This is a genomic window from Patiriisocius sp. 208BN25-11 (genome assembly GCF_058147145.1).
On sequence record NZ_JBYVJY010000001.1, the window covers coordinates 17,179 to 44,104 of the forward strand.

Here is a 26,926-nt window from a genome sequence, read left to right on the forward strand (position 1 = left end):
TAGCACATTACAGCCCTATATTGTATCTTAGTATTTCAAAAAATTACACCATGTCTTTAACACCTTCTACCATGTTACCTTTAGGAACGGTAGCACCCGATTTCGAATTAATTGATACTGTAACCAAAAACCTTTTTTCCTTGAAAAGTGTACAAGGAAAAAAAGGAACTGTTGTGATGTTTATTTGCAATCATTGCCCTTTTGTAAAACATGTCAATGAAGAACTGGTGCGTTTATGTAATGATTATAGAGTGACGGGTTTTGGTTTTGTTGCTATTAGCAGCAATGACATAGAAAACTATCCGCAAGATCGTCCAGAACTCATGTGGAAAACAGCAAGAGAAGAAAGCTATCCCTTCCCCTATCTATTTGACGAAACTCAAGAAGTTGCTAAAGCATATGATGCTGCTTGTACCCCAGATTTTTATTTATTCAACGAAGATTTAAAACTGGTATACAGAGGACAGCTAGACAATTCTAGACCCGGTAATGGTATCCCTGTGAATGGACGTGATTTGAGAGAAGCGATGGATAATGTGTTAAGTAATAATCCGCAGCGTGCAGACCAAAAACCTAGTATTGGGTGTAATATTAAGTGGAAGTAGCGCTGCGAGCTGTGATTGGTGATTGGTGATTGGTGATTGGTGAAATTGCGAAATCGATGTAATACATAAACTTCTAAACTCTTAAACAAAATAGATTCACTCCCTTCGACTCCCGAAGCTTCGGGACAGGGTGACAATGAGTTTTTATACTATTTCATTCTAAATAGTCATGCTGAGTGTGTCCTGTCGCAGCACAATTACTAAAACACCTAAACTCTTAAACACCTAAACTTCTAAACTTATACTAAATCGCATTTTTAATATGCATATAATGGTGCATGCTATGCCAAGCGTAGGTTAACGCCATTTCTTTTATGGTAACTTCTGCATTGGTTTCTGGATGTATAAAATGACGATTCCATTGTTTCCCATTGATTCGTTGTAAAATGTACACTAATTTATGGTGTAACATTTCTATGTGCGTTAAAGACCAAGCTATTGAAGCCGATTTATAATCCTCCATTTCTGCATAGGCATCTTGATCGTAGGCTTTAATTATGGGACTATCCTCGGTTAAGGTCCAACGAATTCTATTGTAGCAATGGTTATGAGAATCTGAAATATGGTGTACCAACTGGCGAATGGTCCATCCTCCTTCTCTGTATGGGGTATCAAGTTTATCCTCCGTAAGATCTAATGTTATCAATCGAAGTTGTTGTGGAAATACTCTTAGTACTTCTATCGCTTCGGAAACATGAGCGGGTGTTATGGTGTTAGGTATTGAAAGTTTGCCTATTGGAAATTGAACAGATGTCTCGGTCATAATTTTAAAATTTCGGCTAAATTAAAAAACACCTTCAAGTTCTGAAGGTGTTCTACAAATAGGTTATAAGATACTTATTAACTTTCTAATTATTGCTCTTTTACTTTGCAGGTACTCAAGCCAAAAGGCAAGTAAATAGGACAAAAACTCATAAAGCTAGTCACAATAAAAATCACTGCAACAGCCAATAAAACAATTGCTAATGTACCGTTTATTACACCTGTGTAGTACAAAACCCCTATCAGAACTGCAATGGCAAAGCGAATGATCTTGTCTAAAGAACCCATATTTTTTTTCATATCGAATGTATTTTAACGTTATGAAACAAAAATAGAACATCAAATAGACCTGTGCAGTGATGTAAGTCACATCACAAAATTTCTATCCAATTTTTATGCTGCAACACTTTATGGTCTTGCTCTAGTTTCTTTATAATTCTACTTACCACCTCTCGAGCTGTACCAAGTTCGGTAGCAATAGTTTTGTGCGAAATTTTAAGTTGTTTGCTTTGCAAAATAGTAGCTCGTTGCACTAAGTAATTATAAACACGCACATCAAGTTTATCGAATACCAAATGGTTAATAGTGTCCAATAAATCACTGTATCTCAAGTTGTATTGTTGATAAAACAAGGTATTAATTTCTGGAAAATCTTTCAACCATCGTTGGACTTTTGCAACGGGTAACAATAATACCTTTGACCTTTCTTCAATGGTTGCAAACACGGGACTTGGATTATTTTTCAAACTAGAAGCAAATGACATAATACAACTTTCATTGGGTTGTATGTAATAGAGTAATAATTCTTTTTCTTCAATTCTTGAAAACACTTTGGCGACTCCTTCTAACACAATAGGTATCACTTTTACATATTGGCCTTGTCGTAAAATTTCGGTATCCTTTTCGATTGTTACAATGCGTTCGTTTGCCATTGCTTGGAGAAGCTCTTTGCCCAAATATGGCATTGCATTTTTTATAAGTTGTACCGTTTCCATAATTGTGTATCTACTGCTAAAAATAAAAAAACGCCTCCATAACTGGAGACGTTTTCATTAATATCTGTAAAAACTGTTAGGCTTTAATATCCATTAATTCTACATCAAACACCAAAGTTGCGTTTGGAGGAATTACTCCACCTGCACCTTGCGCTCCATATCCTAATTCACTTGGAATTACAAAACGAGCTTTATCACCTTTGTTTAATAGCATGATTCCTTCATCCCATCCAGCGATTACGTGGCCCATTCCTACTGGAAATTCTATTGGATTACCTCTTTTGTATGAAGAATCAAAAGTAGTTCCTTCTGGCAACATCCCTTTGTAGTGTACAGCAACAGTTTGACCAGCGTTTGGTTTTTCACCATCGCCTTTTTGTATGATTTTATAGTATAAACCACTATCTGTTTTATCGAAACCAGCAATTAAATCTTTCATGGCTTCTTCTTGTGCTTTTTGAGCAGCTGCTTCACGTTCTGCTTTTGCTCCGTTAAACTTTCTAAACACCTCAACAGCATTAAAGTTTTCTGCATCTGCTCCTACTCTAATGATTTCCATCTTCATGGTATCTCCTTGTGCAACGCTATCTACAATATCTTGCCCTTCGATTACATGACCAAATACGGTGTGTTTGTTATCTAACCAGTCTGTTGGAACGTGTGTGATAAAAAACTGAGATCCGTTGGTTCCAGGACCAGCATTTGCCATAGAAAAGATTCCTGGCTTATCGTGCTTTAATTCTGGGTGGAATTCATCATCAAATTTATATCCTGGTCCACCAGCACCAGTTCCTGCAGGATCTCCACCTTGAATCATAAAATCTGGAATGACACGGTGAAATGTTAAACCATCATAATATGGAGTTCCTTGAGGCTTTGCTGAGTTTTCTAGGTTTCCTTCTGCCAATGCTACAAAGTTTGCAACTGTTCCTGGCGTTCTTTTGTAAGTTAGTTGCCCTAAAATTGTTCCTTTTTCAGTCGTAATTTTAGCGTAAATACCGTCTTGCATAATCGTGTTTTAAATGATTGTTTCTCAAAGCATCTGCTTTGGATTTTGAAAGTGCAAAGGTACTCTTTATCAGCACATAATTCAATAGGAATGTTTTAAAATTTCCGAAGAAAAAACCATTTCAAAAAATAAACCCTATCCAACTAGAATTGAATAGGGTACCTATTTATTTCAAAATAGTAATGCTAACAATTAATTTGCCACCTCACTGATAAATTTGATGCGGTACATGCGTAATTCTTCGTCCTCATAATCACCATCAAACTCTTCCATGGCGGCTTCTATTTTATCGGTTTCAGACTCTAAGAAATAGTCATGAATTTCTTCTTGCTGATCCTCATCTAGAAGTTCATCCACCCAATAGCTAATATTGAGTTTGGTTCCACTGTAGACAATAGCTTCCATTTGCTTAATGAGTTCTGGCATTTCTAGTCCTTTGGCATTGGCAATATCGGTAAGAGGTAATTTTCGATCTACGTTTTGTATGATGTACAACTTATGTGCACTGTTACTCCCTGTAGACTTTACAATTAAATCGTCTGGACGCTCTATGTGATTTTCATCAACGTACTTTTTTATCAAGGCTACAAAGCTTTTTCCATACTTCTTAGCTTTCCCTTCTCCAACCCCATGCACATTAGAAAGTTCTTCTACGGTAATTGGATATTTTAAGGCCATGTCTTCTAAAGAAGGTTCTTGAAAAATAACATAGGGAGGTAAACTTAGTTTGTCTGCTGTTTTCTTGAGCTCTGCCTTTAGTAATTTAAATAGATTCTCATCTGCAACAACGCCACCTCCTTTATTAGCAACAATAATGGTATCGTCATTTGCCTCTTTGAAAGAATGATCTTCAGTCATCATGAATGAAGCTGGGGAAACGATAAATTCTTTCCCTCTTTTGGTGAGTTTTATAACCCCATAGGTTTCGATATCTTTTTTAACATATCCAGCCACTAGTAATTGTCGTAACAAGGCCATCCAGTATTGATCATCGTAGGCAGCACCTTCTCCAAAGAAGGGTTGCTTATCGGTTCTATGTGATTTTATAAGCGCATTGGCTTTACCTACCAATACATTTACAACTTCTTTGCTTTTATACTGCTCATTGGTTTCATTGATAACACGTAATAATTTTTGAGCTTGGTTTTGAGCTTCTTGCTTCTTTTTAGGGTTGCGCATGTTATCATCCATGTCGCCGCCTTCTCCAGTTTCGTTGTCGAATGATTCCCCGAAATAGTGTAAGATAAATTTTCGTCTAGAGATCGAAGTTTCTGCAAATGCAACCACTTCTTGCAATAAGGCATGACCAATTTCCTGTTCGGCCACAGGCTTACCACTCATAAACTTTTCTAACTTCTCAATGTCTTTGTAGCTATAATATGCCAAACAATGTCCTTCTCCTCCATCACGTCCTGCACGTCCAGTTTCTTGGTAATAGCTTTCGATACTTTTAGGAATGTCATTATGAATTACAAAACGAACATCTGGCTTATCAATTCCCATCCCAAAGGCAATGGTAGCAACCACCACATCGGCGTCTTCCATCAAAAACATGTCTTGATGTTTTACACGCGTTTTGGCGTCAAGTCCTGCATGATATGGGACTGCTTTCACACCATTTACTTGTAAAATTTGAGCTAACTCTTCTACTCTTTTTCTACTTAAACAATACACAATTCCACTTTTACCTCCATTTTGTTTTACAAAACGAATCACATCGGCATCTACGTTCTTTGTTTTTGGTCGTATCTCGTAATATAAGTTAGGCCTATTAAAGGATGCCTTAAATGTATTGGCATCGCTCATTCCTAAATTTTTAAGAATATCTTCCTGAACCTTAGGGGTTGCAGTTGCGGTAAGTCCAATAATTGGAATATTATCGCCTATACGTTTGATGATACTTCTAAGGTTTCTGTATTCGGGTCTAAAGTCGTGTCCCCATTCACTTATACAATGTGCTTCGTCTATAGCAACAAATGAAATTTTTTGCTGTTGTAAAAAATCTACATACTCATCTTTGGTTAAAGATTCTGGTGCAACATATAGCAATTTAGTGATACCATTTGTGATATCTTCTTTAACACGTTTGACTTCTGTTTTGTTGAGAGAGGAATTTAAAACATGTGCAATACCTTCTTCTGAAGACAAAGCACGAAGTGCGTCTACTTGGTTCTTCATTAACGCTATTAATGGAGAAACAACAATAGCTGTTCCTTCTTGCATTAATGCCGGTAACTGATAACACAAAGATTTTCCACCGCCCGTAGGCATGATTACAAAGGTGTTGTTTTTGTCAAGAATGCTCTTGACAACTGCTTCTTGCAGACCTTTGAACTTTGAAAATCCAAAAAAATGTTTCAGTGCCGCGTATAATTCGGTATCACTCACAAGGGCTTCATTGTTTTTATTTGAGTCTTACGACAAAATAATTGTTTTTACTGGGGAACAATTGTAATTTTGCAGTATTAATAGTATCATTTGCTTTGGTTAGGTTCGCAAATCTTGTACCAAGACTCTTATATTAATTATGCGATATTAAATATAATAATTTCTAGCACAGTTACAAACTTTAAAAAGCGTAAAATTTTGAATACCGACAGAATTATTTCCATAGCACGAGAAACTATTGAAACAGAAAGCAAAGCAATTTCAAATTTGGTTTCGCTTGTAAATCAGGAATTTGCAGCAGCAGTACAATATATATATGAAACCAACGGTCGTGTTATCATTACCGGAATTGGCAAAAGCGCTAACATTGCTACAAAGATTGTAGCTACTCTGAATTCTACTGGCACCCCTGCTATTTTTATGCATGCTGCAGATGCCATTCATGGTGATTTAGGAACGGTGCAGGAAAATGACAGTGTGATTTGTATTTCTAAAAGTGGAAACACTCCAGAAATTAAAGTGCTAGTGCCCCTTATTAAAGCCATTGGCAACAAATTAATAGCTATAACCTCTAATAAAGATAGTTTTTTAGGCACCCAAGCAGATTACGTGCTGAATGCTTATGTAGAAAAAGAGGCTTGTCCTAATAATTTAGCCCCTACTTCTAGTACTACAGCTCAGTTGGTTATTGGAGATGCTTTAGCCATGGCTTTATTAGATCTAAGAGGTTTTTCTAGTAGTGACTTTGCAAAGTTTCACCCTGGAGGTTCGTTAGGAAAGCAACTTTATCTAAGAGTAAGTAACCTAACAGAATTAAACGAAAAACCGCAAGTAAGTCCTACCACAAATGTTAAAGATGTTATTGTAGAAATTTCTAAAAAAATGCTGGGTGTTACTGCTGTACTAGATGGAAACAACATCGTGGGTATTATTACTGATGGCGATTTACGTCGTATGATGACAACAAACGACAGCTTCACAGGACTTACCGCGCAAGACATCATGAGTAAGAACCCAAAAGTAATCGACAATAATGCGATGGCTGTACAAGCGCTAGAGATTATGGAACAGCATGGCATCACTCAAATTTTAGCTGAAGAAAATGGCACCTATTGCGGAGTGATACATATCCATAATTTGACAAAGGAAGGGATTATTTGAGTTTGAAATCGATCCCGAAGCTTCGGGAGAAGTTGAAATAACAAAAGGGATGACGGGTTACAGGTGACCGATGACAGGTGATGGATAACAGGTGACCGATAACAGGTGATGGATGATGGATGATGGATGATGGATGATGGAAATTAAAAAATAAATTAAATACTACTCTCACTCTGGGAGTGTCAATTTTTTAAAGACTTTAAGCCAAAGAAAAACTTGGTGAGGGCTTTTAGATTAATACTATAAAATGACCAAAACTAAACAAATAGGAACACCAGAACCTGGAAAGGAAATGTCTTTTCTAGATCATCTTGAAGAACTGAGATGGCACCTCATTCGCGCAACCATAGCTATTGTGGTGGTGGCCTTTGTTGCTTTTTTAGCAAAGCATTTTGTGTTTGATGTCTTGCTATTAGGTCCGAAAAGTCAAGATTTCCCTACGTATAAATTACTATGTAAACTTTCTAACATGATTGGTATCGAAGAAAGTTTCTGTTTTAAAGATGAATCTTTTCGAATTCAAAGTAGGACGGTTGCCGGACAATTTTCTGCGCATATTTGGACTTCTATCACCTTAGGTATTGTAGTCGCATTCCCCTATATACTATTCGAATTTTGGCGTTTTATTAGTCCGGGATTACGTACCAACGAACGTAAGAACAGTCGTGGTTTTATCCTTGTGGCCTCGCTTTTATTCTTTACCGGTGTCTTATTTGGATACTATGTAGTAACGCCACTATCTATTAACTTCTTGGGAAGTTACCAGGTAAGTGAACAAGTATTTAACGATTTTGATTTAAGTAGTTACACAGGACTGGTCCGTACGTCTGTACTGGCTAGCGGACTCATTTTTGAGCTCCCCATAATTATCTTTTTCTTGACCAAAATTGGTATTGTAACTCCACAATATTTAAAAAAATATCGAAAGTTTGCCTTGGTAATTGTCTTGATACTTTCGGCTATTATTACACCACCAGATATTGTAAGTCAAGTCATTGTAGCGGTACCTGTAATTATATTGTATGAATTAAGTATCATTATCTCTAGAAGTGTGCTTAAAAAAGAACGTAAAAGACAACAACATGCCTAATCCAGTAGAAGAATTTAATGCCTACCGTTCTAAGATGAACGAAAAAATGTTGGCAGACAATAACAAAATTATCAAGAGAATCTTTAATCTTGATACCAATGCCTTTACAGAAGGCGCACTTTCAAAAAAGACCAAAGAACTCTTAGGTCTCGGAAACTCATTGGTATTGCGTTGCGATGATTGTGTAAAATACCACCTTGAAGAATGTCACAAAATAGGCATTAGCAAAGAAGAAGTAGTAGAAGGCATGAGCGTGTCGTTACTTATTGGCGGTACTATAGTAATTCCGCATTTGCGTCGTGCTTATGAATATTGGGAGGCTTTAGAACAAACTTCTTAATTTCTTAGAATTTCTCTTCGGAAATGTTAAGGCATGCCCTTATCTTTAAAAAAACAAATACATTTGTAAACATCTAAAATTTCCGCCCGCGTGTCGCAGAAGCTATAGCGGAGGCACAAGTTAAAATACACCCTATGAAGTTAAAAGCCGAAAATTTAATGAAGCAGTACAAAGGCCGAAAGGTTGTAAAAGGTATTACTGTAGAAGTAAATCAAGGTGAAATTGTTGGGTTACTTGGGCCAAATGGTGCTGGAAAAACAACCTCTTTCTACATGATTGTAGGGCTTATAAAACCTAACGGCGGAAATATCTACCTCGATGGTACAGAGATTACCAATTACCCGATGTACAAACGTGCACAAAACGGGATTGGATATCTAGCTCAAGAAGCATCTGTATTTAGAAAGCTAAGTATCGAAGACAATATTTTAAGTGTACTACAACTTACCAAACTTTCTAAAAAAGAGCAGCTCATGAAAATGGAGTCGCTTATTGAAGAATTTAGCTTAGGACACATCCGCAAAAACCGTGGTGATTTATTAAGTGGTGGTGAGCGTAGACGTACAGAGATTGCAAGAGCCTTGGCAACAGACCCCAATTTTATTTTATTGGATGAACCTTTTGCGGGAGTAGATCCTGTGGCTGTAGAAGACATACAACGTATTGTAGCCCAGTTAAAAGACAAGAACATAGGTATTTTAATTACCGATCATAACGTACAAGAAACCCTTGCTATTACAGACCGAACCTACCTCATGTTTGAAGGGAGTATCTTAAAGCACGGCGTCCCTGAAGAACTTGCCGCAGATGAAATGGTACGTAAAGTATACCTAGGGCAAAACTTCGAACTGCGTAAAAAGAAATTGGATTTTAATTCTTAGGACTCTTTCTTCCAAAACAACGAAATCAGCACATACAAAAAGATAATAAGCGGTATGGCTATAAATTTCAGCAGCAACATTAACACAACACTAACTACTAAAAAGATATAACGAACAGCATTGGTTTTAAAATCCCATGTTTTAAACTTGAATGCAAAGAGCGGAAGTTCTGCATTTAACAAAACGCAACTTACTAAGGTAAGTCCGATTAAAAACCACGGACTGAGTACAAAATGTGTAATTTCTTGATTGCCTTGATATGCTAAGATGAGAGGAAGGCTTAAGATCAATAGTGTGTTTGCAGGAGTAGGCAAGCCTATAAAACTAGAAGTCTGCCTGGTGTCAACATTAAATTTTGCCAATCGATAGGCAGAAGCAACTGTGATAAGCAAGCCTATAAAAGGAAGATAACTCATAAAGGAGGTGTTCCATCCATTTTCGGCAAACACATTGGTGATATCTAAGGTATGTCCTGTAAGTGCTTCACTTAATAATTGCACCATCACAATACCAGGAACTACACCACTAGTTACTGCATCGGCAAGGCTATCGAGTTCAAGACCTACCTGACTTTGGGCATTAAGAGCCCTTGCTGCAAGACCGTCAAAAAAATCGAAGAAAATCCCTGCAAAAGCAAAAACAGCCGCCGACACCAAATCGCCAGAAACTGCAAATAAAATGGCAACACAGCCACACAGTAAATTTAATGAGGTAATGATGTTAGGTATTTGTTTTATCATGATCTAGTGTTTTGTTTGTAGGACGCTTCGCTGATAGCTAGTAGATGTAGTATTTCAAACTTTTGCATTTTGCATTTTGACTTTTATATTTTGACTTTCTTTGGTCTTTGGTCTTTGGTCTTTGGTCTTTGGTCTTTGGTCTTTGGTCTTTGGTCTTTGGTCTTTGGTCTTTAAAACTAGTAATAACTACCACTTATAAACCATTAAACAAATAAACTTTTAAACACATTACAAGTTTTAGTTACATAACTAGAAGTCATTCTCTAAAATTTCCGCAGTGTTTTGTAAAAATAACAAAGTATTTACGTCTACTATAGCATACAAACAATATGTTATAAAAATAACAGTTTAGTATAGTATATTTGCATAAAATAACGGCATTGAAAAAGACATTATTTTTATGGATACTTTTAGTATCCTTTTCACTTTCTGCACAAACGGTTCGTAAATATTCTAATGAGTTTTTAAACATTGGAGTAGACGCGGGTGCCTTTGGTATGGCAAATGCTGTTGTAGCCTCTAGTAACGATGTAAATTCTGGTTACTGGAATCCTGCGGGATTGGTCAATCTTGAAACAAGCGAACTTTCTCTAATGCACGCTTCTTATTTTGCCAATATTGCCAATTATGATTATGCAGCCTTTGCAATGCCTTTAGATAACGAAAGCGCCGTTGCACTCTCTGTCATTCGATTTGGAGTGGATGATATTTTAAATACAACACAGCTTATCGATGATCAAGGGCAAATAAATTACGACCGTATTAGTTTGTTCTCTACAGCAGATTATGCTTTTACTGTAAGCTATGCAAAAAGACTTCCGTTGGATGGATTAAATGTAGGTGTGAATGCCAAAGTGATTCGCCGTATTATTGGAGATTTTGCTTCTTCATGGGGATTTGGATTTGATGCCGGCATCCAATTTAACAACGACAAATGGCAATTTGGATTTATGGCTAGAGACATTACCACCAGCTTTAATGCCTGGGCTATCGATGAAGAAAAATTTGCTGATATTCAAGGTGCCGTTGCTGGGCAAAATCAAGAATTACCAGAAACAACAGAGATTACCATCCCAAAACTACAATTAGGAGTGGCGCGTAAATTTATCTACCATTACGATTTTTCGTTCTTAACAGAAGTAGACCTCAATGTACGTTTTGCACAAACCAATGACATTATTTCAACCTCAGCAGTGAGTATTACCCCAGCAGTAGGGTTTGAATTTGGATATATCGATATGATTTACCTACGTGGTGGTATGGGAAATTTCCAAACCATACAACAACTAGATGGTAGCGACAGCACTGGATTTCAGCCAAATATTGGTGTCGGATTTGCCTATAAAGGCATTCAGGTTGATTATGCCCTAACTGACATTGGAGATCAGAGTGCTGCATTATACAGCAATGTGTTTTCTTTAAAATTGGATTTAAGTATCTTTAAGAACTAATTTCTGAAATTTTACAACGTGCATAAATCGTTTGTTACCTTACTATTCCTACTTACTTCTTTTGTAGGCTTTTCCCAAATTAACACCATTGACCAAGATGCCGAGATAAGTATCATTACCATCGGTCCAGGTGATATGTTGTATGATTCTTTTGGCCACAACGCCATTAGGGTGTCAGACCCAAGTAATGGAAAAGACCTGGTCTTTAACTATGGGACCTTTGATTTTAATACTCCTAATTTTTATATCAAGTTTGGACGAGGAAAATTACCTTATGCCCTTTCTGTTAGAAGTTATCCTAATTTTAAAAGAAACTACATTGCAGAGCGACGTTGGATGAAAGAACAGAAACTTGATCTTAGCTATGGAGAGAAGGTAACTATTTTTAATTTTTTACTCAACAACGCCCAACCAGAAAACAAAGAATATCGTTATGACTTTTTCTTTGACAACTGTGCTACCAGAATACGCGATGTGCTAGTAACTGGCTTAGGAAATAAATTAAAATATAACGATGCCGCATATGTACCAACTCCTTACACGTTTAGAGAACTTATACAACAAAGACTCGACTGGAATACTTGGGGAAGTGTAGGCATAGATATCGCTTTAGGCGCTGTGATTGATAGAACTGCAACTCCTTGGGAACATCAATACCTTCCAGACTATACTTTTGATGCCATTAAATCGGCAACTATTACTAGAAATGGAACTACAACGCCTTTAGTAAAAGAAACAATAACAACCAATAAAGCTGGAGAAAGAGCTCAAGGAATCTCTTTTTTCATGAGTCCGTTTTTTGTATTTCTTATTCTTAGTCTTGGGATTTTGTATATCACTTTTAAAGACTTTAAAAAGAAACAGCGTACACGATGGTTGGATGGTACTATCTTTTTAATAACAGGTATTGTTGGAATACTCTTATTACCCCTCTGGATAGGAACAGACCACACCGCAACTGCAAACAACTATAATTTGTTGTGGGGCTTCCCGTTGAATCTCTTCTTTTTTGTGGCTATCTGGAAAAAGACACCAAAAAATTGGCTGCGTAGATATGTCTTTTTATTGCTACTAATGCTTGTGTTACTAACGATACATTGGATAACAGGTGTGCAAATTTTTGCTGTAGCACTGCTTCCTTTATTGATTGTATTTTTTATACGGTATGTATATGTATTTGGCTATTTGAAGAAACAATAACACTACTATCAACTGCCACTAATCACTATTTACTAGAGTAACTACTGTCCTCTAAAGAACACAATCGTGCTTAATGTTTTTACCACAATACTGATATCTAAGAATAAACTTCTGTGTTTGATGTAGTATAAATCGTATTGCAGTTTTTCTAAGGCATCTTCTTGTGTAGAGCCGTATTTGGCATTTACTTGTGCCCAACCCGTTACTCCAGGTTTAACGATGTGACGAACTTCAAAGAAAGGAATCATTTGCGAGAGTTCTTCAACAAAAACAGGACGCTCTGGTCTTGGACCGATGACACTCATATCCCCTTTAATAACATTTATAAATTGAGGAATCTCATCGAACCTAGATTTACGCAAAAATCTTCCAAATTTTGTTACCCTACTATCTTTTGCAGTAGCAAATTGAGCTCCATGCTTCTCGGCATCGGTTACCATAGATCGAAGCTTGTATATTTTAAAGGGATGTCCATTTTTACCTACTCTTGTTTGCGTATAAAACAAAGGGCCTTTATTTGCAAAAAGATTTGCAATAATAATCACAGGAGAGATGAGAAGTCCAAATGCCAACCCAATTAGAGAAAAAAGCACATCCAATACCCTATGAAAAAAGAGGTATAATTTATTTTGATTGCTTCGACTAAATGGAAAAACTCTATAAAAATCTTGATCTACTTGCTGTAAAGGCACACGTCTGTTTACATCTTCATAGGCTTGTATGTAATCTCGAATTGGCACGCCCGCCTCTAATAAATTAATAAGCTGATTATAGATGGGTAAGGTTACGCCATCATTTGCAGGTGCTGCTACAACTATTTCAGAAATGTTGTGTTCCTCTACAATAGTGGCGATGTCCTCTTTTGAAAATTCTAATATTTCCGAAGTACTGCTTCTTACATAATTATGCTCACCAGATTTAACAAAACCTACTACTTTATAATTTGGATCATACTTCTCTAAAGCCTTTATAAGCGCATCTATCTCTGCACCATCTCCAATAAGTAAAACTCTTTTATAAAACCGTGCTGCAGAAATAAGAACTATATATGCATAACGCCAAAGAATTAACGCTAGGTTAACAGACAGGTAGAAATATACAATTTGAAGTCTGTTTTCTGGTAATTCAGGAGTGAAAAATGGAGTTAACAAATAGAACAGCACAGTTACTGAACTCGTAAGAATAATGTTTTGAATAACTACTTCAAATCTTGCAGCTTTTTGAAGGTTATACAATTCAAAAATAGTTGCAAAAATTGTGAGGTACAGTGCGAGTACTATAGACCAAACCCAATGCACGTCATTAATTTTAAAATAATCAAAATCAAATACTTGACCAACGAGATATAGGAGGCCAAGCACAGAAGCGATATCCATAATTCGAAGCAGTACTTTCCGTTCTGAAATATCAAAATGTATATTACTCTTTTTGGTCATTTAGGTTTGGTATTGGGCCGTTCAAAAATAGACAATTTTGAGTTTAAAAGTCTAAAATTGCCCTCCAGCTTTTTTTAACAGCATCCCAATCAAAGGTTTCTGCTTTTTGTCTTGCAGCATCTTTAAGACTAGCATATCGTTTTGGATCATTTACAAGGGAGGCGATTGCGCTTGCAAATACTTTTGGATCATTAGGAGGAACAAGGATGCCTTCTCCCTGTTCTAACAAATAGGGTATGCCGCCAACATTGGTTGTCACTATAGGGAGCCCTAATGCCATGGCTTCAATAATACTTACTGGCATATTATCGAAATTAGTCGTGTTGATAAACACATCATACTCAGCGGCCAAAGCAACCCAAGCTTCTTTTGATAGCATTCCGGTAAATGTTACGGGAAGCCCTCTATCGAAAGCGCTTATTTTACATTTCTGTAAACTCCCATCTTTCTCTGGACCAACCATACAAAGAGATACATCTGGAATACTTTTTTGCAATTCGGCAACGATATCTAATGCTAGTAAAGGATTGTATATTTCAGAAAAAGAACGCACCCACAATAGTTTACATCCGCTATTATTTGAAGTCTTAAAGGGATATTTTTTTAGCGATATGGTATTTGGAATGTACGTTACATTATCAAAACCTTTGGCATTAAAGGCTTCTAATAAATACTTTGAAGGAGCTACATTTACGTGTGCATTACCAAACAATAAACGACTCGCTTTGGGGCTTTTTTCTAGTCTTCTTGGCAAATCTCCACCGTGTAATATAGGAATGTAAGGTATTTTGAATGCTCTGCACAATTTCCCAACTAGAATTGCATATTGAAAATTTAAGGTACTATAAGTATCTATTAGTACAAGATTAGCATGCTTGCGATGAATGAATACTGTACGCAGCATATCTAATAAACGCACTATTTTATTAGGTTTTGAGGACGTAGTTTTAACGGCATACCCAAGTGAACTCAATTGTACACTTAAGGTATCAATAGTAGTTAAGGTTGCTTTACCAACTCCTTTTTTATTTCCTACGTAGACTACGTTTTTCACTTATAATCGTTAGGTATACTAATCCATATATAAATGCTGGTGCAGCAATACGCATGGAAGAGTGATTAATGGTTAGAAACCAAAAGGCAAAAAATGAATATGCCAATAGGTTTGTTCTATTTCTAATTCTATAAATAAAAGGGTTTATAAACAATAAACTTAAAGCGAGTAAGCCAAAAGATCCATGTTCAGACAACATCCTACTTACTTCATTATGAGTAGCAGCATTTTTACCAGTTTGCTCGAGTCTATACTCTCTAATTTTTCCTACCCCAATACCAAATACTGGATTTTTATAAAAGGCTTCTAATTCTTTACTTAATAATTCTACCCTTCCTGTTGTGACATCATCTTTAATCCTCCCTGCTGCATCCTGATTTGAATATCTTTTATCTATTAATCCTCCAGTAGAGAAAGAACTAAAACCCCAAACCATTAAAAGCACTAGTGAAAAAATTGCTAGTTTAGAATATAGATTTACTCTGTTTGTACTTTTACCATACCAAAAATACATCACACAAAAAAGCGCAATGCAGACTCCTGCTGTTAAAATTCCTCCTCTTGAAAAGGTAACAACTCCTCTATATGCTATCAGTCCAAGCAATGCAAGATCAAGCAAATTGGTTTTAAAATCTTTAATTTTAATTAACCTAACAAATAAAACAAAACATCCTAAACCAATGATCGTAGCAACCTGATTAGGACCAAATCCTCCAGATGTTGCAAAGTTAGAAGCAGTACCTGTTAAAACATCTTTTATACTTGGGGTATATAAATAGAGATATACCGTCATTGAAATTATTGGATATAATAATGCATTTAGTATTTGCTGAAATCTTTCACTTGAAATATAGCGATCATAGCAGTATAAAGCAGCAATCCCCAAGCAAATGGGTCCACTTAAATTAAAACCTATAGCATTTGCTACTTTGGCGCCATAATTTAGATTGATGGCAGCAAATAAAATTCCTGGAACTAATAAGAACAAATAAATTACGAATGGCCAGGATTTTTTCTTTAGATTCTTATAAAGCATCCCTAATAGCAAAAAAACAATGACCATGTATTTTGCAAACTCATATGAAAATGCAGTTTGCGTCATTCTAGAAAAAACCTCAAAACCAGTTGTATACGCTGCCGCAATTAAGACAACATCATTTTTGTTTTTAGTCTTTACTATTAAGTATAAAAAATAAACTAAAAAGGCAGCGAAATATATTTTTGCTGTGAAGTTTATAAAAAACACAAGCACTCCAAGTCCTAAATGAAGTAAGACCCAAGTTAAATGCGATATGTTTTGATTGTTTTTTATGAGTGTAGTTTTTTATAGATATCTTTTAATGAGTCAATCATACTTTGTATTGTATACGTTGCTGTAATCTTATTGTGAAACTCCTCAGCATTTTTCTTTAAAGTAATAGGATTTTCTATATAGGTTACTAACGCATCTGCAAAGTTAGATGGATTATTTGAGGGGACCACAATACCAGCATCTCCAATTACATTTTTACATTCCCCTACATGTGTTGATACAACGGCCAATTTTGCTACACCGTATTCTAATAATGCCATAGGCAATCCTTCTTGGGTAGAAGATATGACTCCTATAGCAGCTTCTTTTAAAAAAGAAAACACCTTTTTTTGTTGACCAAAAATAGTAACAGCATCCTCTAGAGCATTAGCACTAATTAGATCTCTAACATTCTGTTCATACGTATCATTAAATGTTTTCCCTATTAGGTATAATTTCCAATTAGGATAACGCTTGTACACATTGCTAAATGCTTCTATAAGCATGGTATGATTTTTAGGATCTTTGAGGTTTGCTACAGATACAATAATATACTCTCTTTCTTCTTGCGGGCTACTTATAGAAGGGACATGAACCCCATTAGGAATATAATATACTTGTTTCGTTTTAAGATGCGCACTACACCAAGTCTCCAAATCTTTGTTTACGGTTATAATGACGTCAAAAAAATAAGAGCACCATTTTATATAGGCATTTGCTTTGTTTGTTTCATTAGCCCTAGCACCTAGATGCGTATGCCAAATAAGTTTTATTTTAGGGTATATTATTTTTAATAAGGTCGCAAAGAAAAAAGACATGGTATGGGCATGTACTATAGTGATATTATGTTCCTTAACATATCGTTTTAATCTTAGTAAAGCATTCCAATCAAACGTCTTCTTTTTTTTCAAAAATAAAAAGCGAACATCCTTTTCTAGCGTTTCTCTTAAAATACCTTCTTTTCTTGTAACACATAAATAAGAACCTATTCCCTGTTTAGGAAACCCGTTAGCTAGGTGCACTGCAATTTGCTCTGCACCACCTGCATCTAAAGAATCTATAAGTTGTAAGACATTCATATATTACTATTAGCTAACGTAGTATTCCTCTAATTAAAAAACTTAGAAATTTCATGTGTAAAGGTATCAATCGTATACTCTTGAGACCATTGTTGCGCTTTTTTTGACATCTCAGGCAATTGAGAGGTTTCTATTTTACTTGATATATTCTTAACATCTTCTTCTAACGCTAGTGTTAGTAGAATACCTCTAGCACCATAATCCACCATCCAAGGTACGCATGATATTGGTGTAACGATAGGGACACAACCCCAAAACATTGCCTCAGCAACAACTTTAGGCCAACCTTCAGATTTTGACGGTAATATTAAAAAATCACTTTGCCGATATGCTTCTTTCACCACGTGTGAGGTTTGATTCCCATGAAAAGTAACAAGCCCCTCTATTTTCTGTTCCTTTATAGTGTTCTCTAAGATTTCTCGTTCTGAACCATCACCAAAAATATCCAAATGAATAGGCACCCCAGCACTTTGTAATTGAGCCACTAATTGAAGTGCATACATAGGTCTTTTGCCAACCGACAAGGTTCCTACAAACATTGCCTTAAAGGGAGGTTTTGGGATACGATCTACAATTCCTCTTGATGCACTTGATGGATAGGTAGCGGTAAAAAAAGGATACACATTTTTGGTTTGATCTTTCCAATCGCCATACACTAAAACCTTCATGTTTTTTGTAAAAAAAGTATTGGATAATATCTTTTTTTGTAACCTATAACTAAATGGTTGTTTTGCCTTTGGATCCCAGTTACCAGCATATTTCGCTGTTTTAGGTTTCTTCGGAAATAGGATTTGAACAACACATCCCATTAAACCAATAGTACCTGGACAACGCAAATGGATATGATCTGCAGCACGCATTGCCTTAAATATTGTATATAAAATTAATGGAAGTAAAAAAAGTGTTTTTAAAGATGCTCCCAATGATATAAACGCCATAGCGGGTATCTTAAAAAAACGAATAGAGGAATGGTCGTAGGGTAAATGAATCGCCGAAGGTTCTTCTTTACTTGTTGGTGCTACGATAAGTAATGTATCAACATAGCTAGACCAAATATTCATTTCACGAACATAAGCACTATACCCATGAAACTTATTTTCAGAGTAGCTATGAGGAACATGTGTTATGATCGCAAATTTCACTTCAGTAAGTTTAACATTGTATTACAATAATTTTCAATAGAAAAATGGGCATCATAAACAGCTCTTGCTTCTTTTACCATATGTTCTAATTTGTCACTATGCTCAATCTTCATAAAAAGATGTTTCATGGAGGACATTTCAGGAGTAAAAATAAAACCGTTTTTACCATCCGCAAGGTATTTAGTGAGACCAGTATTTTTAGATAGCAATAGAGGTACATGATTCATTAATGCCTCAATTCCAGACGTTGGTAAATTATCAAATTTTGAAGGTATAATAGAATAAGTACTTGTCCTCAAAAAAGTATCCACTTCACTATATGAAATACCGCCAATAAAGGTTACATTTTTATTTTTTTCGCAAAGCGTGGTGAGTACTTCCTCCAGTTTTCCATTTCCAGCTAATTTTAATTTTAAGGTACTAGTAGGCACTTCTTTTTGGTATGCCATAAAAGCCGTCACCATCTCAATTACACCTTTAGTTGGAGCTAATCTCCCTAAATACGAGATCACAATTTCTTCTGTATGTATAGGTTCAAATACATATCTATCTGGTATTGCATTTGGAACAACAACACATTCTGAAATATTAAAAACCGAAAATAAATCATCTTTCGCTAGTTGTGACGGAGCTATAATAACATCGGCAAATAACTTATAAAACCATTTCTTTCTAGTACGCTGTTTCTTTATTTTCGCTTTTTCATGAGTCACATCAGTAGTAATAGCTCCTGAAACAGTATGATAATACACCATTGTTTTTGTGCGCCAAAATGAAGTGAATTTTGAAACTATAGCAGAAATATTAGCACCAACAAAATGCCCAAGAACAATATCTGGCTTGTATTTTCTGTGGAGCTTCCAATACCATCTAGCATCACTAAGAGAGGTAGGTCTTTTTTTAGTTGGCCAGGAATACACAATAATAGATCCAGCACCTTCTTGATTATGTTGGGGAGCCTCAAAATAGGGTCTGTGCGAAATAAAGATAACTCGCATTCCACTTCTTGCCAAAAAATACGCTAATTCATAACTCATTGAAGCTATAGAAACTTTTGAAAAATTATGAGCTATAAAAATTGTTTTCATTATTTATATGCTTCAAAATATAATGTGGGTCCTTCATATTTTCCAAAAACACTTTTTAATGAATTTTTGTAAAAACGCATCTTTTTTGGCTCTAAATAAGGCATTTTTTTTAAGCTCACATTGCTTTTTGAAAACCCTGCGATTTTAAAAATATTCACTATGTTTTTTTTAGTAAAAAAGTTGAGATGAATTGGGGGTTCGTTCTGGAAAATTCTATCTTTTTCTCTATTAGGATAATTATATATTTTAAGATAATTTGGTGTAGATAAAATAAGACTTCCACCCTCATTTAAAGCTTGATGTGCTAAGGATAAGAAATGCTTTAAATCCTGCAAATGCTCTATTACTTCCCAGAGCATAATTACATCAAATTTTCTGTCTAAAGATGCTATATGACTAAAATCTGCATTGTAAGTATTAAGTCCCAATTCTTGAGACTTCTCATACGCTTTTGTGTCAATTTCAATACCTTGATAATATATATCTTTATTTGCCTTTTTTACATAGGTTCCCACCAAACCTATACCACTTCCTATTTCTAGAACAGAGGCACATTTATTATTTAAAATATGTTTCTTAATAAGTCTCGATCTATTATACCCTATTGGAACAGGCTTACCCGTTTGCAATGCTTCAAATTCTGCTACAGCGTGTCTAGCATATACACTATTTGTAGAAGCATTGTATAAATCGTCATAAGTTTTTACAAACTCTTCTTGTGTAAACTTCTTACTACAAAAAACGAATGCACAATTTTTACATTCAACAAGACTATAGGTTTCATTAACCAATGCAACATCTCCATTACAAATTTTACAAGTATTATACAGTGCCATCTATTATTGTTTTATAGTAAGCTATATTCTTTTCAGTGATATACTCTAAATTATATTTTTCTTTTACTAGTAATCTTCCAGCTTTTGCAATCTTGATCGATGCCTCCTTATTTTCAATAACCCATATAATTTGTTCTGCGATATCAGAAGGGTCATATACATCACATAATAATCCTGTCTCTTTATGTTGAATTGTCTCAAGTCCAGGACCATATTTTGAAAACACTACTATTTTTTCCAGCAACATGGCTTCGATAGACACCAATCCCTGAGTCTCCATATGCGATGGAAAAACACAAATAGAAGCTGCAGCATATTTGGCATCTAATTCACTTCTTGGTATACCGCCTTTAAACGTTACGTTTTCGAAAAAAGATGCATCTAGTTCTTTTTTAATGTAATCAATATACAGCTGGCCATTTGGGAATTTCCAATTTAACCTCCCATATAAATCCAATTTTTTAGTAGGATATTTTTCTCGCACTATTTTAAATGCTTCAAGCAATTGACGCACCCCTTTTTTCTCACAAATAGTACCTGCAAATAATAGCGTATCCTTTTCAATAGCTACCTCTGGAATCTTAATATTTGTGTTTATTGGATAGTTAATAATAGCGATAGGCTTATTATGATAGCTTAAAAATTTAGCTGTATGCGTTTTTACATATTCAGACACAGCCACAAAGGCATCGGCTTTTTTGAAAGAACGCTTCTCTATAATGCCTTTCTTAAAATTAATCCCTCTATTCTCTGCTTCAGCAAAAAAATGATGTCCTCCATGGAGGCGTATTATTTTTTTACCTGGAAGGGTTTTGGGTATAAAAGCAAAACCTCCCTCAGCTGTTTCAATAATATCTATGGATGATTCTTTCTGTAAAGCCCTAACTTTTTTATGAATTCGTTTAGAATTCACATAAAAATCGGGAAGCTTACTTGTATTTTTTGGAAGCCTATAGATAGAAACTCCTTCATCTTCAATATACACTTCTTTGTCTTCAACACCAACACCAACTATAGAAACTGTATGCCCCTTTTTACACAAGGATCGACTTATGGTTTGCAAATACACACCAACGCCTCCAGTTGCCCAAAGTGCGTGTTCTCCGGATAAATAAACAATATGCATTAGTTTTTTTTAAGTTGATTTATTAATGCTTTAAAATACGATTCTTTTTGAAAAAAATCTTGCCAAAGTGACCTGTTTTTATCTTGTATTTTAATAAGGTCATCCTTACTATTTTTAAGATGAAACTGCGCTAAAACTTCGGGTAATGTCCCCACTTGCTTTTCATCTACAATCACAGCGTGTTCCTCCCAATCAATTACTGTCTCAAAAGGCAATTTACTATTTGTATTTATAAATACAGGAATACGTCCCATTGCTAATGTCTCATAAAAACGTACCGAAAAATTTCCAGTCCCTCGCAAGCAAAAAGTGTACAAATTATCATGAATATTTTCATAAAACTCTTTTGTAGTTTTCTCCTTGTCTTCTTTAGAAACAGCTCCTGCCCTATACTGCTTTCTATATCTAAAATCAGACAGTATACTTGGCGCTTTACTCAGAAGTTCTAAGTAGATAAATCGCTTTCTACTTGAGGGATAAAATGATTGTATATCTGTTTTATCTAATCCTATTAGACGTTTAACATTTCCGCGTAAAAACAATAAAAATTCTTTTAATAATTTTAAAGCACTCCCATTAGAATGACCTACAAAACCAATGGTTGGTTTCTCTTTTTTATGCAATGCAGCATACTCTCTTTGGAGTGTGAGATAAGGATCTATAATAAAAGGAGGCATTACAAATGTATTTGGATTCATTTTCGATTTAAATCCGCCGAGCCTCACTTGAATAATATGATCCTCCAATAAAGTTTTTCCATAATCACTTCCAGTAAACACTAACAATTGCTTCCCTGCTTTCTTTGTAGCTTCGGAAATGTTATAAAACGCTTTCTGTTTTCCATTTAAAAAAAGCTGTTGAATACTTGTAGGCACCACAACGATAGAGGATGCTTCTATAGATGTAACTATCTCAACATCTAAAACATTCTTTTCTAATATTTCAACCAAAGGAAACAAATAGCTACCAGCCTTAGCAATAGATAGTGTATGTGCTATATATATATTCATTTAAGTTGTCAATATTTCGTTTGCTAACGCACTAGAAGCATTCTCTAGAGGATGCTTTGCAATTCTTTCTAACCATTGTTTACGATCTTTTGCTATGGTCTCAGGTGCTAGTAAGGCATTTGACAATAGCGGCACAAGAGATTCTTTACTTGTCACCCAACCTACTGCATCCAATCCCTCCATACTTCTAAAATGATGAAAATTATACACATCATTTACTGATCTATTTACATCTAAAACCGGATCATACTTAAAATACAAACAAGGCTTATCGAACATAGCAAAATCATGCGCCATGGTAGACCCTAAATTAAGCACTACGTCACAATGCGCAACTACGTTGACAAGTAATCTAACATCTTCTTTTTTTGGAAATATTGCTCCCCAATTATCTTTATTACTTACCCAAATAGGAGCTACGGCTTTGATGTTTGAATATCTTTTAAGCACATCATCATACCTATCTGTAGTATCTACTGGGCATCTCCTAAATAAAATCTGAACATCCATTTTTAATAACTTCGCAGCAATAGCAACATCCTCTAGATACAGAGGGTCATATGGAGAGGTCTTAACATCGTCTCCACTAAAACAAATCCATTGTTTCTTTGAATCTAATCCATGTGTTTTAGCAAATTGCTCCCTTGAAAGTAGCATAGAAGAATCGCTATAGAACTCAAATTGTGGTGTTCCAGTAATAACAATGCTATCTTGAGGAATTTCAGGATATAGCACTTGTAATTCTTGTTTCATCAAAGAAGACCAAACAACATAGGTATCTGCCCATACGCCCAAGCTTGCTTTAGGGACATTGTCCCATGAATAAATACAACTAACAACGTTAATTCCAAGTTCTTTAGCAGCTATGCAAATTGGCATTAAAGAAAAGACACGTTGATGGGTTATAAAAATAACATCAACAGATGCAACTCTAAGTTGTTCTTTGTATTCATTTATAATGTTACGGGACCATCCTTTTTTTGCTTTTTCTTCGAATTGTAAAATACGATCGTATTTTTTTGAAATAGATGCTCCTATACTTCTTGTGAGTGTATTAAACACTTTTAGTTTTAAAGAAGGGGGCTTAAATTTCCAATTAAATTTAAGTATGGTTTCATTATCAAATAAACTAGCAGCTCTTTTTAATCTTGCATACCGAGCAGATTCGCGATACAATTTTGTACTAGCCGATTCCTTATCTAGTAAAAAATGATGGTATTCATAAGAAATATCATGAATAGCAGCTACCTCGTCAATAGCTTCTTTAGACAAGGTTGTCCATACACTAAACTCGCAAGTTTTCTTTAATTGGGAAAGCAATGATGTGTATAAATAATTTCGGACACCAGTACCATCTGGAACTAAAAACATAACTTTTTTCATAACAAACCAGTATTTAAAATACGTTCTGCTTCCTTCCAATCTTCTAGTGTATCGATATTGACAAAAGTGCTAGGATTCGATTCTAAATACCCAATAGACTCCCCAAAAAAGGAATGTTGCTTTAAAATAATATCTGTCTTGGTTAAATAAATAGCCCCATCTCTAATATATGTTTTGGGCAATTCTTGTCTTCTTTTAATGATGTGTTTCTCTCCTGTACTAATAGTTAAAATAGGTCCGTTAGGCTCAAAAACCCAATGTGGATTGTACTGGTGAGGGACTTCTTGGACAGATATCAAACTATCTGTTTTGGCTTCCATAAATTTCTCAATAGCAGCATCAATAAACCCTGTTTCTCTAAAAGGAGTGGTCACCTGAAGCAAACAAACAGCATCATATTCTTGTGATATTGTTTGCAAGGCATGTTGCACGACTTCTAAAGAACCTGCCTGGTCTGTTGCTAATGCCGCTGGTCTTATAAATGGGCATGCCACCCCTAAAGAACTTGCAATTTCTATAAGTGATGCATCTTCTGACGTAAACACTACATCGGTAAGTAGCTTCGCTTGTTGAGCAGCTTCTATGGTATACTGCAATAAAGGTTTAGTACCTAGTAGCTTTTTATTTTTATGAGGGATTCCTTTACTCCCGCCTCGTGCAGGTATGAGTCCTAAAATTCTCATTAATAGGTAATTGTTTTATGAAAAGGCAAGGATGTGGTTGCTAATATTTCAGCAATACGAGCACCGCTATCTCCGGCTCCATAAATGGTACTTTTCTTATTTTTTGGACGTTCTAATTGCTGGGTGATGGCATCTAAAATTTCAGCTTTATCATAGGCAACATCTATCACGTTATCACCTCGTAAACGTCTATTTTGACGTGTTCCTATATTTACTACAGGCACACCAAGAAAAGAGCATTCGCGAATTCCCACACTACTATTTCCAATCAAACATTTGCTATGGAGTAATAATTTCAAGAAATCATTGGGCTCCATGTTTTTAAAAAAATGTATGTTTTTAGGTTGGTGTTTTTCTCTATACGAACGTATTCCATTTGAAGTACCATCGGCACCCGCATCTACGTTTGGCCAAAACCAGAACGTGTTTTTCCCTAACTGATCAATGACTTCTAATGTTTTTAAAACATCTTGTTTTGCTGCATCATACTCTGTCGTTACAGGGTGCTGCATCACAACAATATAATCTTCATCAATAGGAAATGATGCACCTACTCCACCATATTTCACAAAAGGATCAAAGTCTAAAGTTGTGTCCTTAACCACCTCTGCAGCAAGATCTATTGAAGGGCATCCTGTATTAAATACAAAGTCCGGATTTTCTCCCAACTTTAACACACGCTCTTTAGCATCTTCACTTGTTACAAAATGGATATCAGCTAGTTTTGTATTTGCATGACGTACTTTTTCATCGATATTACCCGTCACTTCCCCTCCTTGTAAATGAATTAATGGGATGTTTTGATAGGCAGCTGCTATCGATGTAGCAATAGTTTCAAACCTATCTGCAATCGTTAATACTGCATCGGGTTGTAAATTATAAAATACGTTAGCAAGTTCCATGACTCCTAGTCCGGTTGTTTTTGCCATTGCCGTTTTATTTTCACCCTCTAAAACCATGAAGACTTTTTCGGTCACTTCAAAACCATCTTTTTTAATGAAGTTTAAGGCATTTCCATAGCGATCCAACAATGCAGATCCCGCAACTACTAACTGTAGTTTTAAATTAGGATGGTCTTTTATGGCTTGCAAAGCAGTTTTTACACGACTATAAGAGGGTCTTGCAGTAATTACAGCGCAAATGGTTCGTATGTTATTCATAATCTTCTACTGATTCTGGAGTTATAAAATCCCATTGTTGAAGGGCTGCAGTTAATTTTTTACCTACTATATTTTGATACAACGCCGCAGCAATACCAAATCCTTTTGGCTTTTTTGCCTCTAAATCTTCAAAGGTTAACACATGTCCTTTTGGTAATGATTTATTGACAGCTAAGGACTTTTCAAAAATGCTTTTTAGGGTTGCAAATTGTGAATTATCGCTTTTATCGATCGGGTGTTGCAATGCTGTAGCAATTGCGTTGATCCCTTCTACTAATGCTGTTACCTTCGGAAATGTTAATGATGACGCCACATCTGGACCAAACATTTGCGCATCGAACACGACATGGAATTCTAATATTTCAGCCCCTAAAGTTACCGCAGCAATACCCGTTGCAATACTTGCAGAGTGATCTGAAAAGCCTATAGGCACATGGTAGCGTTGTTTTAATTCTGAAATCACATTTAACCCAAACTGTTCGGGTTGGGTAGGATAACTTGTAGTACACTGTAAAATTGAAAAGGAAGCTTTTTGATCTGTTAAAAAAGCAACAGTTTTATCGAGTTCTTCGTAAGAGCTCATACCACTAGAAATAATAATGGGCTTGCCTGTGGCGATAATTTTTTTGAGTAATAAGAAATTATTTACCTCTCCACTCCCTACCTTGTAGACCTCAACCCCTGCTTCTTCTAATACATCTACAGCAGCATTGCTAAAAGGACTGCTCATAAAGGTGAGTCCAACTTCTTTGCAATGGGCTCCAATTTCGTTCCATTGGGTTTGGGTAAATTCCATTCGTTTCCAATAGTCGAAACGCGTGGCATCTTGGGTAGAAAACTTCACTCTAAAAGGTTCATGAATACTGCTTTCTGCTTCGGCAATATGCGTTTGAAACTTGATGGCGGTGACCCCTGTTTTTGCAACAGCATCGATGTATGCGTGTAACATACCTACGCTGCCTTCATGTGCTTGTCCTATTTCTGCAATAGTAGTTATCAATAGTATGGTTGTTTAT

General features: G+C 35.7%; 26 protein-coding genes. 7 read left to right on the forward strand and 19 right to left on the reverse strand.

The features are described 5' to 3' along the window. Positions 1–50: 50 nt before the first annotated feature. On the forward strand, positions 51–605 hold the full coding sequence (locus ACY2RS_RS00075) for a thioredoxin family protein (RefSeq protein WP_490096559.1): 555 nt from the start codon (positions 51–53) through the stop codon (positions 603–605). A 244-nt stretch (positions 606–849) separates the two neighbouring features. Here the strand turns inward: ACY2RS_RS00075 and ACY2RS_RS00080 are convergent, their stop codons facing one another. From ACY2RS_RS00080 to ACY2RS_RS00100, 5 genes are all read right to left on the reverse strand, one after another. Continuing rightward, on the reverse strand, positions 850–1,368 hold the full coding sequence (locus ACY2RS_RS00080; RefSeq protein ID WP_490096560.1) for a YfiT family bacillithiol transferase: 519 nt from the start codon (positions 1,366–1,368) through the stop codon (positions 850–852). Between the two features lie 89 nt (positions 1,369–1,457). Next, a complete protein-coding gene (locus ACY2RS_RS00085) occupies positions 1,458–1,667 on the reverse strand; it encodes a YgaP family membrane protein (protein ID WP_490096561.1) in 210 nt (69 codons plus the stop codon). 71 nt (positions 1,668–1,738) lie between these two features. Then, a complete protein-coding gene (locus ACY2RS_RS00090) occupies positions 1,739–2,362 on the reverse strand; it encodes a Crp/Fnr family transcriptional regulator (RefSeq protein ID WP_490096562.1) in 624 nt (207 codons plus the stop codon). A gap of 76 nt (positions 2,363–2,438) precedes the next feature. Further along, complete coding sequence (locus ACY2RS_RS00095; RefSeq protein ID WP_490096563.1) at positions 2,439–3,371, reverse strand: peptidylprolyl isomerase; 933 nt, start codon at positions 3,369–3,371, stop codon at positions 2,439–2,441. A gap of 192 nt (positions 3,372–3,563) precedes the next feature. Then, positions 3,564–5,759 (reverse strand): RecQ family ATP-dependent DNA helicase, encoded by a 2,196-nt coding sequence (locus tag ACY2RS_RS00100; RefSeq protein WP_490096564.1) that lies wholly within the window; start codon positions 5,757–5,759, stop codon positions 3,564–3,566. A gap of 195 nt (positions 5,760–5,954) precedes the next feature. Between ACY2RS_RS00100 and ACY2RS_RS00105 the strand changes: the two genes are divergently transcribed. From ACY2RS_RS00105 to lptB, 4 genes are all read left to right on the forward strand, one after another. After that, positions 5,955–6,920, forward strand: coding sequence for a KpsF/GutQ family sugar-phosphate isomerase (locus ACY2RS_RS00105; protein ID WP_490097083.1), 966 nt, complete (start codon positions 5,955–5,957; stop codon positions 6,918–6,920). A gap of 247 nt (positions 6,921–7,167) precedes the next feature. Next, positions 7,168–8,010, forward strand: coding sequence for a twin-arginine translocase subunit TatC (gene tatC / locus ACY2RS_RS00110; protein WP_490096565.1), 843 nt, complete (start codon positions 7,168–7,170; stop codon positions 8,008–8,010). Beyond that, positions 8,003–8,350, forward strand: coding sequence for a carboxymuconolactone decarboxylase family protein (locus ACY2RS_RS00115; RefSeq protein ID WP_490096566.1), 348 nt, complete (start codon positions 8,003–8,005; stop codon positions 8,348–8,350). The genes tatC and ACY2RS_RS00115 overlap by 8 nt, the downstream gene beginning before the upstream one ends. Before the next feature lie 134 nt (positions 8,351–8,484). Next, on the forward strand, positions 8,485–9,231 hold the full coding sequence (gene lptB / locus ACY2RS_RS00120) for an LPS export ABC transporter ATP-binding protein (protein WP_490096567.1): 747 nt from the start codon (positions 8,485–8,487) through the stop codon (positions 9,229–9,231). On the opposite strand, the gene ACY2RS_RS00125 is transcribed toward lptB, so the two are convergent. Continuing rightward, positions 9,228–9,971 carry a CDP-alcohol phosphatidyltransferase family protein gene (locus ACY2RS_RS00125; protein ID WP_490096568.1) on the reverse strand — a complete coding sequence of 248 codons (744 nt, stop codon included), beginning with the start codon at positions 9,969–9,971 and terminating at the stop codon, positions 9,228–9,230. The genes lptB and ACY2RS_RS00125 overlap by 4 nt on opposite strands. A 380-nt stretch (positions 9,972–10,351) precedes the next feature. On the opposite strand from ACY2RS_RS00125, the gene ACY2RS_RS00130 reads away from it, so the two are divergent. Both ACY2RS_RS00130 and ACY2RS_RS00135 read left to right on the forward strand, forming a co-directional pair. After that, entirely contained in the window at positions 10,352–11,422 is a 1,071-nt protein-coding gene (locus ACY2RS_RS00130) for a putative type IX sorting system protein PorV2 (RefSeq protein WP_490096569.1), read from the forward strand. 18 nt (positions 11,423–11,440) lie between these two features. After that, a complete protein-coding gene (locus tag ACY2RS_RS00135; protein ID WP_490096570.1) occupies positions 11,441–12,622 on the forward strand; it encodes a lipoprotein N-acyltransferase Lnb domain-containing protein in 1,182 nt (393 codons plus the stop codon). Positions 12,623–12,663: 41 nt separating this feature from the next. On the opposite strand, the gene ACY2RS_RS00140 is transcribed toward ACY2RS_RS00135, so the two are convergent. From ACY2RS_RS00140 to ACY2RS_RS00200, 13 genes are all read right to left on the reverse strand, one after another. Then, a complete protein-coding gene (locus ACY2RS_RS00140; protein ID WP_490096571.1) occupies positions 12,664–14,058 on the reverse strand; it encodes a sugar transferase in 1,395 nt (464 codons plus the stop codon). A gap of 43 nt (positions 14,059–14,101) precedes the next feature. Continuing rightward, entirely contained in the window at positions 14,102–15,112 is a 1,011-nt protein-coding gene (locus ACY2RS_RS00145; protein ID WP_490096572.1) for a glycosyltransferase family 4 protein, read from the reverse strand. After that, complete coding sequence (locus ACY2RS_RS00150) at positions 15,084–16,214, reverse strand: O-antigen ligase family protein (protein WP_490096573.1); 1,131 nt, start codon at positions 16,212–16,214, stop codon at positions 15,084–15,086. Before ACY2RS_RS00150 ends, ACY2RS_RS00145 begins: the two co-directional genes overlap by 29 nt. 206 nt (positions 16,215–16,420) lie before the next feature. Further along, the gene (locus ACY2RS_RS00155) at positions 16,421–17,482 is read right to left on the reverse strand and encodes a glycosyltransferase (RefSeq protein ID WP_490096574.1); all 1,062 of its coding nucleotides are present in this window, start codon (positions 17,480–17,482) and stop codon (positions 16,421–16,423) included. A gap of 29 nt (positions 17,483–17,511) precedes the next feature. Beyond that, on the reverse strand, positions 17,512–18,624 hold the full coding sequence (locus tag ACY2RS_RS00160) for a glycosyltransferase (RefSeq protein WP_490096575.1): 1,113 nt from the start codon (positions 18,622–18,624) through the stop codon (positions 17,512–17,514). Then, positions 18,621–19,712 carry a glycosyltransferase family 4 protein gene (locus tag ACY2RS_RS00165; protein WP_490096576.1) on the reverse strand — a complete coding sequence of 364 codons (1,092 nt, stop codon included), beginning with the start codon at positions 19,710–19,712 and terminating at the stop codon, positions 18,621–18,623. Before ACY2RS_RS00165 ends, ACY2RS_RS00160 begins: the two co-directional genes overlap by 4 nt. After that, positions 19,712–20,548 carry a class I SAM-dependent methyltransferase gene (locus ACY2RS_RS00170; protein WP_490096577.1) on the reverse strand — a complete coding sequence of 279 codons (837 nt, stop codon included), beginning with the start codon at positions 20,546–20,548 and terminating at the stop codon, positions 19,712–19,714. The genes ACY2RS_RS00165 and ACY2RS_RS00170 overlap by 1 nt, the downstream gene beginning before the upstream one ends. Continuing rightward, complete coding sequence (locus ACY2RS_RS00175) at positions 20,535–21,674, reverse strand: glycosyltransferase family 4 protein (RefSeq protein WP_490096578.1); 1,140 nt, start codon at positions 21,672–21,674, stop codon at positions 20,535–20,537. The genes ACY2RS_RS00170 and ACY2RS_RS00175 overlap by 14 nt, the downstream gene beginning before the upstream one ends. Beyond that, positions 21,674–22,684 (reverse strand): exostosin domain-containing protein, encoded by a 1,011-nt coding sequence (locus ACY2RS_RS00180; RefSeq protein WP_490096579.1) that lies wholly within the window; start codon positions 22,682–22,684, stop codon positions 21,674–21,676. Before ACY2RS_RS00180 ends, ACY2RS_RS00175 begins: the two co-directional genes overlap by 1 nt. Beyond that, on the reverse strand, positions 22,685–24,067 hold the full coding sequence (locus ACY2RS_RS00185; RefSeq protein WP_490096580.1) for a hypothetical protein: 1,383 nt from the start codon (positions 24,065–24,067) through the stop codon (positions 22,685–22,687). Beyond that, the gene (locus tag ACY2RS_RS00190) at positions 24,064–24,750 is read right to left on the reverse strand and encodes an acylneuraminate cytidylyltransferase family protein (protein WP_490096581.1); all 687 of its coding nucleotides are present in this window, start codon (positions 24,748–24,750) and stop codon (positions 24,064–24,066) included. The genes ACY2RS_RS00185 and ACY2RS_RS00190 overlap by 4 nt, the downstream gene beginning before the upstream one ends. Beyond that, positions 24,750–25,910: a UDP-N-acetylglucosamine 2-epimerase gene (gene neuC, locus ACY2RS_RS00195; protein ID WP_490096582.1), complete on the reverse strand. Its 1,161-nt coding sequence runs from the start codon at positions 25,908–25,910 to the stop codon at positions 24,750–24,752. The genes ACY2RS_RS00190 and neuC overlap by 1 nt, the downstream gene beginning before the upstream one ends. Further along, the gene (locus ACY2RS_RS00200) at positions 25,903–26,907 is read right to left on the reverse strand and encodes an N-acetylneuraminate synthase family protein (protein ID WP_490097084.1); all 1,005 of its coding nucleotides are present in this window, start codon (positions 26,905–26,907) and stop codon (positions 25,903–25,905) included. The genes neuC and ACY2RS_RS00200 overlap by 8 nt, the downstream gene beginning before the upstream one ends. Positions 26,908–26,926: the final 19 nt, after the last annotated feature.